Source organism: Pseudomonas sp. 21615526 (assembly GCF_013386245.1).
Classification (GTDB): domain Bacteria; phylum Pseudomonadota; class Gammaproteobacteria; order Pseudomonadales; family Pseudomonadaceae; genus Aquipseudomonas.
The window spans coordinates 5,593-15,992 of record NZ_JACAOM010000037.1 but is presented as its reverse complement, the minus strand read 5'-3'; the positions used below and the strand labels follow the sequence as shown (position 1 = coordinate 15,992).

At 63.7% G+C, this 10,400-nt stretch carries 10 protein-coding genes; all 10 read right to left on the bottom strand.

Annotated features, from left to right (window positions below; all coding sequences use genetic code 11):
- The coding region (locus HX786_RS13320) for a LysR family transcriptional regulator (protein ID WP_178912192.1) at positions 1-921 on the bottom strand (921 nt) is incomplete at its 3' end.
- 51 nt (positions 922-972) lie between these two features.
- Positions 973-1,908: a peptidylprolyl isomerase gene (locus tag HX786_RS13315; protein ID WP_178912191.1), complete on the bottom strand. Its 936-nt coding sequence runs from the start codon at positions 1,906-1,908 to the stop codon at positions 973-975.
- The gene (locus HX786_RS13310) at positions 1,905-2,393 is read right to left on the bottom strand and encodes a YbjN domain-containing protein (RefSeq protein WP_087694073.1); all 489 of its coding nucleotides are present in this window, start codon (positions 2,391-2,393) and stop codon (positions 1,905-1,907) included. The genes HX786_RS13315 and HX786_RS13310 overlap by 4 nt, the downstream gene beginning before the upstream one ends.
- A gap of 20 nt (positions 2,394-2,413) precedes the next feature.
- Positions 2,414-3,040 (bottom strand): hypothetical protein, encoded by a 627-nt coding sequence (locus HX786_RS13305; RefSeq protein ID WP_008430322.1) that lies wholly within the window; start codon positions 3,038-3,040, stop codon positions 2,414-2,416.
- 17 nt (positions 3,041-3,057) lie between these two features.
- Positions 3,058-4,755, bottom strand: coding sequence for a putative porin (locus tag HX786_RS13300; protein WP_178912190.1), 1,698 nt, complete (start codon positions 4,753-4,755; stop codon positions 3,058-3,060).
- A 41-nt stretch (positions 4,756-4,796) separates the two neighbouring features.
- Positions 4,797-5,504, bottom strand: coding sequence for an energy transducer TonB (locus HX786_RS13295; RefSeq protein WP_134326876.1), 708 nt, complete (start codon positions 5,502-5,504; stop codon positions 4,797-4,799).
- Positions 5,505-5,507: 3 nt separating this feature from the next.
- On the bottom strand, positions 5,508-5,933 hold the full coding sequence (locus HX786_RS13290) for a biopolymer transporter ExbD (RefSeq protein WP_003211540.1): 426 nt from the start codon (positions 5,931-5,933) through the stop codon (positions 5,508-5,510).
- 11 nt (positions 5,934-5,944) lie between these two features.
- Positions 5,945-7,744 carry a DUF2341 domain-containing protein gene (locus HX786_RS13285; RefSeq protein ID WP_178912189.1) on the bottom strand — a complete coding sequence of 600 codons (1,800 nt, stop codon included), beginning with the start codon at positions 7,742-7,744 and terminating at the stop codon, positions 5,945-5,947.
- Between the two features lie 24 nt (positions 7,745-7,768).
- Positions 7,769-9,367, bottom strand: coding sequence for a ShlB/FhaC/HecB family hemolysin secretion/activation protein (locus tag HX786_RS13280; RefSeq protein ID WP_178912194.1), 1,599 nt, complete (start codon positions 9,365-9,367; stop codon positions 7,769-7,771).
- A gap of 59 nt (positions 9,368-9,426) precedes the next feature.
- Positions 9,427-10,020, bottom strand: a complete 594-nt coding sequence (locus HX786_RS13275; protein WP_087694077.1) for a transposase — start codon at positions 10,018-10,020, stop codon at positions 9,427-9,429.
- Between the last annotated feature and the right edge of the window lie 380 nt (positions 10,021-10,400).

Genomic DNA, 10,400 nt, shown 5'->3' with positions numbered 1-10,400 from the left:
CCCCACCTCCAGCGGATGCCGCACATCAGCACTCACCCCCATCCAGACCTGCCGCTGCATCCCCTCCAGAAATACCCCATCCAACGCCGTCAACCCACGATCAAAACAACTCATGTACCGCGGCAACAACCCAATACACGCACTGCACCGAATCATCTCCAGCATCAGCGGATACGCTTCCACCCGCACTACCCCCGCCAGCCGCTGCTCCACCAGGCTATTCCACGGCCGCAGCGCCTCCACCTGCCGGTCCGGCTGCCACTGCACCAACATATAATCCGCAAGGTCTTCAATGCTGTCCGGCCGCACTGCCAACCGCGAATACCGCTTGGCAATATGCGGCGAATAATCCAACCGCGCCAACACCTCCGGCGCCCCAATGGCAAAACTCGGCCCCGCCCCCGGCGAATCCATCCCCGACAACCACACCACCACATCCGCATCCAGCGCCTGCAACCCCAACTCGCTGTCGATGGAAATGATCTCCAACCGCACACTCGCATTGCGCCGCAACAGGGCAATCAGGTCCCGCCCCAGAATGTCATGCAGGATCGACTCGGCAACCGCCAGCCGAATCAACGGTTGCTCCAGCACCGGCAAGCGTCGCTCATGCGCCAGGGCAATCAACTGCGCCTGCAACTGCTGCCCTTCACGACTCAGGGCCAGGACATTGCCCTGATAGCTGAACAGCGAACGCCGCAGTTGCTCTTCCAGCTGCGCCAGGCGCTTGCGCAACTGCGTGGCCTTGATATTGAGGCTGCGAGCCGCCTGCATGAAACACCCACAGCGGGCGCTGATCAGGAAATACTGCGCCACCTCGGGCTCGATGGCGGCCGCCAGGGCCAGCCAGGCCTCGCGGGATTCGGTCGACGCACGATAAGGCGCGACGCCGTGGGGTACAGCCGGTTCAACAAATACCATGGGAGACTCCCTGTCTTGTGGGTACTGTGCATCCAATGCGGTGATACGGTTTTACTCCAGCACCTTGTTCAGCTCGGCGCCATCGATACTCAAGGTCGCGGTATTGAGCATGCCTTCCAGGTAGGCCTTGGCAATCTGCTCCTGGCGTTGCGCACGCAAGGCCTCGGTCAGGCGGCCACGCAGTTCATCCAGCGTGGCCGTGCGCGCCGGTTGTTGCCCAGTGAGTTTGAGCACGTGAAAACCCGCCGCACTCTGCACCGGCTCCGACACCCCGCCCGTCTTGAGCCGCGCCACCACACCGCGCATTTCAGGCACCAATTGCTGCAATGGCTGCATCCCGGAATCGCCACCGCGCCGGGCGCTGTCGGGGTCCTGGGAATACTGGCTGGCCAGGGCGGCAAACTCGCCCGGCGAGGCCTGCGCCTTGCGGCTCAACTCCTGGGCCTGGCGGCGCACATTGTCGACGGTTTGCGGGTCGCTCACGGCCAGGAAAATCTGGCTGACCTGGTACAACGGCGGCGTCACCCATTGTGCCTTGCCGCTGTCATAGGCTTGCTGCAATTCGGCGGCGCTGGGGTAATCCGTCGGCACCTGGCTGACCGACAACATGTAGTCGCGAAACACGATCTGCTCGGTGGCGGCGCGGGTCTGTTGCTCCACCTCCGGGCGCTGCCGCCAGCCCTGGGCATCGGCCTGTTCAAGCACGGCCTTTTGCGCCAGGCGCGAACGCAGCCAGGTTTCCAGGGAGCCACGGTTGCCACGCAACTGCTCGCGGGTTTCCGTCGGCAAGGCGGCCAACACCGACTTGAGTTCGGCGAGGTCGATCTGCTGGTTGCCCAGGCGCGCCACCGCCGGCCCGTCCTTCACGGCCACCGGCGCCGGCTGCTGGGCTGCGACCGGGTCACTGCCCGGCCGCAGGCTCAACCCCACCGCGACCGCCAGCACCACCAGGGCGCCAGCGCCGACCACCAGGGTTGGTTTCTTCACAGGGCAGGCGCCTCTTCACGGGCATTGACGGCAGGCGCGGCGTCGGCCTGGGCTTGAAGCTGGGCGGCTTGCTGGCTGTATTCACGCAGGTAGACGATGAATTCCTGCAGCAGGCGGTCCCACAATTCCAGCTGATTGCGCAAGTACGGCGCACCCACGCCGGCGGCCACCACGTCCATCTCCATCAGCAGGAACTCACCCTGCAACGACAACCGCGCAAAACGTCGGGAAGCGTTCCAGACCTGGGCCAGCCCCTCGGGCAATTCGCCTTGCACCCGCAGCGCGCAGCTGTAGGTGAAGTCCACGTAGCTGCCCTGCTCTGCCGCCGGGTTGCCGAAACGCACGGCGAAGCCGATGCCCTGGCTTGCGCTGAGCAATTGCACGATGCCGTTCTGCTCGGTCTGGTTGACCCGGTAGCCGGCTTCCTGCAGCAGCTCGGTCAAGGCTTGCGGGGTCACGCTGGTGATCAGTTGTACGTCGCTCATAGGGGTCTCTTCCTTGTCGATCAATGATTAGTGACGGTCTGTGGAGCATCGAACCGATTAAGGTAAAGGCCGTCACCAAAACCCTGGGCGAGTTCCTCGAACTTGACCCGGGTGCTGCTGGCGAACGGTTGGCGGATGCTCATCACGTCGGCCACGTCGATTTTTTCGTAGGCCGTCAGCAACTGCTGGGCCACGTCGTACATCTGTTGATTCTTGACTGAACATTGCTGCACTTGTGTGTCACGTTCCGTGAGTTGCGCCTGCAAGCGTGCGCGCTCGGTTTCTTTGCCCCGGGCGATTACCAGCAAGTCCTCATAGGCTTTCTTGAACTTGCCCACCTGCTCATTGCTCGCGGCCACCTGGGCCTGGGCCTGGCTGTGCAGGCTCTGTTGCTGGCCCACCAGTTGCTCGGCCACGCCACGGGTCTTTTCCAGTTCGGCGGTCAGTTGCTTGACCTGCGCCTGGGCCTGCTTGGCCTGGGTTTCGGCGGCGATGCGTGCGGCACTGGCCTGGGCCTGCTCGCTTTGCAGCGCCTGCAACTGCTGGGTGGTGCTGCGCAGCTGAGTGCGCAGGCGCTCCTCCATGCCTTCAGCCGAAGCGCCGGTGGTGACGAGCAGTAGAAGCAGGCCGCAAATTCGCGTGTTCATGAGCTTTCTCCGGCGCATCAGAAGCGCGTGTTGAGTTCCAGTTGCATGACATCCACTTCAAACGGCGCGCCATACACTTCGGAGGCGCTGAGCCAACGGGCACTGGCGTAGATGTTCTTGTCGAGGCCGTAGTTGGCACCGATGAAATAGCCCTTGGCGTTGGTGCCGCCGAGGTGGAACGAGGAGTCGTTGAAGCCGTCCGGCAAGGCATCCGGCTGGATGTATTTGTAGCCGGCCAGCACGTTCCAATCGCCCTTCTTGCGCATCTCCAGCGCACTGCCGAGGGTGAACTGCACCAGCAGCGCATTGCCGCCACTTTCAAACTGGCCGTCGCTGTTGAGGTTGTTGACGATCTGGCCTTCGCTGCGCTTGAGCATCTCGCCCTTGTCGTAGGCCAGGTTGTGGATGAAGTTGGTCTGGCTGCGCAGCTTGAGGTCTTCCGGCAGCTCGCTGTCCCAGGCCAGGTTGAGGTCCAGCACGTTGAACTTGGACGCCAGGCCGACGAATTGCGGTTGCGGGGTCAGGCCAGGCGTTGCCGGGTTGGGGGTGATGTCTCGCAGCAGGAACACGCTGTTGCCCTTCTGCATGAAGGCCAGGCGCGTGCCATCGGTATCGCACGCCGGCTGGCCGGCCCACGGCGAGCAAGGGCTGGAGCGTTCGCCCTGGATATCGCCGAAGTGGTAGTAGGCCATCGAGCCCTTCAGGCTGTTGCTGCGGTTGATCTTCCAGTCGGCGCCGATCTGCCCGCCGAACAGCCATTTGTTTTCGCTCTCGTCCTTGTCGAAGCCGTTGGTGGTGGCGGTGTCGGGGCTGTATTCCACCGGGAACGCGCCGAGGGTGCCGAACAGGCCCCAGTCGCTGTTGAGCTTGTGGTTGAAGATCGCCGCCACACCGTCGAAGTTGAGGTCGCCGGAATACATCATGTCGGTGGAATAGAACGGGTTGGCAAAACGTCCGGCGGTCAGGGTCATGTAGTCGGTGGTCTTCCAGGTGAGGTAGCCCTGGTCGAGCCAGATGTCTTTCTTGCCGAAGCCGCCGCCCAGGGTCTGGGTGGTGGACACCGGGTTGTTGTCGTTGCCGGTGCCGAGGCGGATGCCGGCGGTCCATTCCGGCGAGATCACGGCTTTCATGCCCAGGCGGGCGCGCAGGCGGAACAGGTTCTCGCGGTCTTCGCGGGTGTTGAGCAGCGGCGGCAATTTGGTGTTGGTGTTCTTGTTCACGTCGTAGGGGCCGCTGTCGTTGAGCTTGGCGTAATCGACGATTTCATTGCTGTTGTTGCCCGAGAAATAGCGCGACTCATCCCGCAGGCGAATATCGCCGTCGAAGCTGATGCGCGAGACCCACTCCGGGAACGTGTTGGGCTGGGCCCAGTTTTCCTGCTTGGCGGTGGCCATGACCTCGGCCTTGACCTGGTCGCGAATCTGGTCGCGCACCGCGGCCGGCACGTACTGCACCCGCACATCGCCGGGGGCCGCCACTGGGCCTGCCGCTACCGCCGTGGCGGTGCTGGCCTGACGTGCCTGCTGAGCCTCTTTTTCAGCCTGGGCGATCAGCCCGTCGGCCTGTTCCTGCTTGAGCACACCTTGCTGCACCAGCAGGCGGATCAGGTTGATCGTGGCGTTTTCCGAAGGCGCGGCGGCGGCCGTCGCCTGGCCGACCAGGGTCGCGATGACCATGCCGACCGCCAGGGTCAATCGATTCACGTGGGAAATCATCTGCACACAACTCCTGTAGAAAACTGCAAAAAAGGGTTCGATCAATCCGGGCGCCGGCCCTTGAGGGACAGGCGTACCGGCAGGGTCATTGAGGTGGGTGTGCGTTCCTTCAGCCGCGGTGTGGCACGCAATGCGGCCAGCACCTGGGCGTCGGTGTCGGCGTCGCCGCTGGACTTGGCCAGCTCCACGCGCGTCACCTCGCCGTCTGCGCTCAGCCACAGGTCGGCCTGCACCGTGTAGGCCTTCTTGCGCAGCTCCGGGTCTTCCCGCAGCAGGCGCTGGAACACCCCGGCCAGGTACTGCTTGAACGTCCCGGTGCCGAGCCCGCCACCACCGGAACCGGCCATGCCGCCGCCCTTGCCGGCACCGATGTTGAAACCGTCGGTACCGGACTGCGCGTCGCCGTCGATCTGCATCGGGTTGGCCAGGTCGTCCGCCGGTGAAGGCGGTGCTTCCTCCTCGGGCTTGACCTCGTCCGGGGTCGGCGTGGGCTCCGGCTCGGGGACTTTCTCCTGCACCTCGGGCTCCGGTTCCTTGGGTTTTTCCGGCGGCGGTGGTGGCGGCGGCGGCAACGGAATAATCGTCGGCACCTTGGGCGCTTCACGGCGCACGCCACTCATGTCATTGGCCCACTGCCAGAGAAACCAGGCAGCCACGGCGCCCAGCAGCAGGCCGATGCCCCACTTCAGCGGGCGCAATGGCGGCTTGTTCTTGAGGGGCGTCGGCGCGATCGGCATCTGTGCGGTCATGACTCAGCCCTGGCTCGGTTTGCCGGTGACCAGCCCGACCTGGGACAGCTCCAGGCGACGCAGCAGGTCGAGCACTTCGATGACCTTCTGGTACTGCACCATGGCGTCGCCGCGCACGATCACCGGGAAGTCCGGGTTCAGCGCTTTCTCGATGCGCAGGCGCTCTTCCAGCTCAGGCAAGGTCACCGGGTAAGCGTCGAGAAACACCTGGCCGCCATCGTTCACCGAGATGGCCTTGGTCTTGGCCTCGGACAGCGATACCGAAGCACTGGCCTTGGGCAGGTGGATCTGGATCCCCGAGACCTGGGCGGTGGCGGTGAGGATAAACATCACCAACACCACCATCAGCACGTCCACCAGGGGCGTGATGTTGATGCTGTCGACGGGTGCGTCATCGTCATCGTCGTGGGAGGCATTCACGGAAGCCATGCTGATTCTCCTCAGGCCGAGACGTGGGCGTGGTGGTCGCGACGGTGCGCCGCTTCACTGTGCTGGCTCTCGCCGTGCATCTCCGCCAGGCGGGTGATGAACTCGTCGACGAACACGCGCATGTCGGCGCTGACTTCCTTGTTGCGGGTAATCAGGCGGTTGTAGCCAAACAGCGCGGGGATCGCGACAAACAGGCCCATGGCCGTGGCCAGCAAGGCCGCCGCCATACCCGGGGCGATGGCGTTGATGTTCACGTCGCCGGCCATCGCCGTGCCGAGGAACACCACCATGATCCCCAGCACGGTGCCGAGCAGGCCGATATACGGGCCACCGGCAATCGCGTTGGAGAGGGTCGACAGCTTGGCGCCGAGCTGCTGGTTTTCCCGGGTACGCACGCCGTCCATGGAGCAGCGGATGGCTTCGATGGTGGCTGCCGAGACCGACGAGGTGTCGGCGCCCTGGGCGCGGCGAGTGCGGATTTCCTTGACCGCGACCCGGTACAGTCGCCACAGCGAGGAATGGGTCAGGCGCTCGGCCAGCAACGCGTCGTCGTAGTACATCTCCAGGCGCGTACCGATCTGTGCGAATTGCTCGCGGAAGATATCGTTGGCAGCACTCACGCGACTGACCTGGCGGTTCTTGCGGAGCATGATGAACCACGACTGGAACATCATCCCCACCAGCACCAGGATGATCACCCAGGCATCCACCGGCACCGCCTTGAGCAGGAACCCCAGGCTGCCGAAGCCGAAGCCCGACTGTTCTTCATCCACGCCATAGGCCACCAGTTTCGACTCGGCGCCCTGGGCCGTGGCATCGGCCAGCAACAGGGCTGCCGGGCGCGCGACCTTGGACAAGCGCAGTTCGTCCATGGCCCCGGTAAACGGCAGGTGCCCGCCGGCGGCTTCCGGCAAATCGGCACCGATGGCCAGTGGCGAATTGAACGCCGGCATCGCCACTGCAAGGGTCGCGGTCTCACGGCCGTTGACGTACAGCGAGACCTTGTCGCCCTCGGCGGTGAACGCCAGGTGCTGCCATTGGCCGGGGTTCAGCGGCTGGGTCGAGACAGCGCGCTGGCCGTCGATTTCAATAAACGGCATCCCCTGGTTCAAGCCCAGCAACAGGCTGTGGGCGCCCTCGCGACGGGCCACCACCACTTGCTCGCCGCTGGCCTGGTCGACCCGCAACCAGGCGCTGAAAGTGAAGGCGCCGCCCGCTGCGTGTTGCAGCGACGGGCTGGCTGGCAGCAGCAACGGCTGGCCACTGAACTGCAAGGCCCGGCCGATCACGCCGTCGATGCTCGCACCGGTAGCGTTCACGGCAGTGTTGCCGTAGGCCGTGGTGTCCCGGGGCGGCGTGCCGTTGGCGCCGTCGAAGTGGTAGAGCGCGGTGTAGTTCGGGTCGAAGGTCAACTGGCCGTTGGCGGTGGCCGGCGCCTTCTGGTTGCCGTAGTACATCCACAGGTCCTGGCGCTGGCCGCCTTCGACCTTGGGCACATCGACCCAGATCAGCGCCATGCCCATCAGCGGGTCGAAGCTTTCGATCTGGTGGTTGAACACGGTCTTGTCGTCGGCGCTGACAAAGCGCAGGTCGGCGCCGTCGTCCTTGACCCCGTCAAAGCTGAAGTTGCCGGTGTGCAGGCGCACCAGCAGCGCGGTGCGGCCCAGGGCCTGGCTGATGGCTGCGCCCTGGGAGGTGGTGTCCACCGTGATCTGTTTACGGTAGTGCCAATCGTCCTGCCACCAGGCATGGGCGGTGGCCGGGAGCGCGAAGCCCAGGCAGATCAACAGGCTCAGAAATAGGCGTTGCATGTCAGGAGTCTCCGAAAAAAGGGGTCAGAAAGTCGCCTGCACACTGAAGTGCAGTCGCGAGTCCTGTTTCTGGGTATTTGGGCCTTCAAGCAGCGGGTAGCCCCAATCCAGGCTGCCGGACAACCACTTGCTCAAACTGGCGCGGGTGCCGAGGCCGACACTGGCCAGGCTGTATTCGTCTTCCTGCTCGGGCAGCGGGTCATGCAGGCGCAGGCGTGCGCCTTCGGCAAACGCATAGAAGCGCCACTCCTGCACGTAGCTGCCGAGGAACTTGGCCAGGGACGGCGTGCGCAGCTCCTGGGACAACAGGTAGCCTTCGTCGCCGGTGCGCTCGGCGGCGAGATACCCGCGTACCGACGTAGCGCCGCCAGCGGAATATTGCTCGTTGGACACCAGCGGCCCCGAGGCCAGCTGGAAGCCGGCCTTGGACGCCGACTGCCAGTCGTTGCCGAAGGTGTAGGTGTAATTCAGGTCACCCTTGAGCACCGCAAAACTCGGGCTGGCCTTGTCACGCTTGTACTGGAACTCCTCGGCGTCGCTGCCGTAGCCGAAGAACGCGCGGGTACCCACCACCAGGCTCAAGCCCAGCCCCAATTGCGACTGCTCGGTGTAGCGGTAGCCGTTGTAGCCGAAGGTCAGCGGTGCGTACTTCAGCGGGATATCGTCCGTGCTGCCGCCAAACTTCATCTGCTCCTTGAAGTCCTTGAAGTCGACCCCGGCAGAGAACGAATTGGCCCAATTGCCACTGGCCGGCAGGCTGTAGATCGCCGACACGCCATAGGAATGGCCCTTGCCCAACACGTTGCTGCCGCCGATGGTGGCGATGTTGCTGTCGGACTGATAACCGGAGAACTGCAGGCTCCAGCGATCAGTCAGCGGCGCGGTGTAGGCGCCCGACCAGACCTTGGCGTTGTCGCTGTCCTGGGGCGCGGTGAAGTAGGTCAGGGAAATGCTGTGGCCCAGTTGCCAGAGGTTGTCGTAACCCAGGGTCGCGACGCTGCGCAGCTCCTTGGTGTCGGCGCTGTAGTCGTTGTTCAGGCCGAGGCTGGCGTGCCAGGGGTTCTGGTCTTCCACCTGCAGGTCGACGTCCATGGTGCCGGGGCGCTGGCCTTCGCGGACCAGCGGCGTGACCTGCCGCCCGGCGCTGCGATTGAGGCCGGCGAGTTGGGTTTGCACGCTGGTGAAATCCGGAACCGCGCCCTCCTTCAAGCCGGGTACTTCGTCGCGGATTTCCACCGGCGAATAGTGCTTGGCGCCTACCACGCGGACGCGCCCGACCTTGGTTTCGCTGACCTGCAGGTAGACGATTCCGTCATCGACCTTCTGCTCCGGCAGTTCGACGAACACCGACTGATAGCCGCGTGCCTGATAGATCTTCTGCAAGGCATCCCGGGCGCCTTCGATGTCGGCGAGGGTCTTTTGCGGGCCGAGAAACGGGTACACCGCCTCTTCGATCGCACGAGCGTCGAGCACGGTGTTGCCGCGCACGAAGTACTCGTTGACGTCCACCAGCCGTGCCGGAGGCTCGGGCTGGGTGCCCTGCTCTTCGGCCTGTAGCGGTTGCGCCAGTGCACCCAGCGTCAGCCAGCACAGCGCCAGCGTTGATTTGAACAGATGCTCCACACCGCCCCCTGGTTTACTCAAGATGATTGCCGTCGCCGTTTGCCCGGCGTTTGGCCTGTTCAATTGCTGGATATCGAGGTGTTGCCGTGCCGGGCGAGCCAGGTGTGCAGCAGGGCGAAGTTCAGGGAGAACTCCGGCATGTGCAGCAAGGCGCCACAGAACACTTCACCGATGATTTTCTGGATCAACTGCACCGCCTGCGGGTTGTTCAGGAACGTGGCGATGTCGCGTTGCAGGAGGTTGATGCCCCAGACTTTCTGGTTCAGGTCGAGGCCGACGAACCAGCGGAACAGCAGGTTGTAGTTGAGTTGTTCGTGCAGTTGCTGTTCGTTGGGGACTGAGTACAGGAGTTGCAGCAGCAGGATCTGCAAGACGGTCTGGGGGGCGATCTGGGTGCCGGGTTGGGCCTGGAGCAGGTCGCGGTGGAGGTCGAGGATGTCGTCGATCTGCGGGCGCAGCAAGACCAGTGAATGGCCTGCGGGGATGTAGCTGGAGACTTCCTTGAGCGCGCCTTGCCAGTCGTCCTGGGAGACGATCCATACCCACGGTGCGCCATAGCGGTAGACCGAGACCGGTTTTTTGCGTGCGGCTTCGACGATCTTTGACAGGCGCTGGTCGAGCTCCTGCATGCCGACTTTCGAGTAACGTTCCATAGTTCCCATTCGCCCCACTCCTGGCATCCTGCTTGCGGCTCTGACGTCGCCTTTTTTGGCGGTGTTGAGCGCGTTACATAGCCAAGACGGGGGTCGCTGGGGACTACCGAACTTTTGTCATAAAAGCTTCTTTTTTGGGCGGGGTGAGGTGGGCATATCCGTTGCTGCGGTCAGGGCTGGTATTGGTTCCGCTCTTACAGCGGCTCACTTTTGGAGTGTTGTGAAGCAAAATCAAAAGTTAAAGCGGGCACGGTTCAAATGTGGGAGCTGGCTTGCCTGCGATGGCATCGCCTCGGTGTATCTGAAAAACCGAGTTGTCTGCATCGCAGGCAAGCCAGCTCCCACAGAAAAGCAGAACCACGGAGTGCGGGCATGCCGAG

What these genes read in the sequence shown, in the direction of transcription:
- HX786_RS13310 (WP_087694073.1), bottom strand. Translation starts at nt 2,393, where the DNA reads ATGAGCGACGTACAACTGATCACCAGCGTGACCCCGCAAGCCTTGACC.
- HX786_RS13305 (WP_008430322.1), bottom strand. Translation starts at nt 3,040, where the DNA reads ATGAACACGCGAATTTGCGGCCTGCTTCTACTGCTCGTCACCACCGGC.
- HX786_RS13300 (WP_178912190.1), bottom strand. Translation starts at nt 4,755, where the DNA reads ATGATTTCCCACGTGAATCGATTGACCCTGGCGGTCGGCATGGTCATC.
- HX786_RS13295 (WP_134326876.1), bottom strand. Translation starts at nt 5,504, where the DNA reads ATGACCGCACAGATGCCGATCGCGCCGACGCCCCTCAAGAACAAGCCG.
- HX786_RS13290 (WP_003211540.1), bottom strand. Translation starts at nt 5,933, where the DNA reads ATGGCTTCCGTGAATGCCTCCCACGACGATGACGATGACGCACCCGTC.
- HX786_RS13285 (WP_178912189.1), bottom strand. Translation starts at nt 7,744, where the DNA reads ATGCAACGCCTATTTCTGAGCCTGTTGATCTGCCTGGGCTTCGCGCTC.
- HX786_RS13275 (WP_087694077.1), bottom strand. Translation starts at nt 10,020, where the DNA reads ATGGAACGTTACTCGAAAGTCGGCATGCAGGAGCTCGACCAGCGCCTG.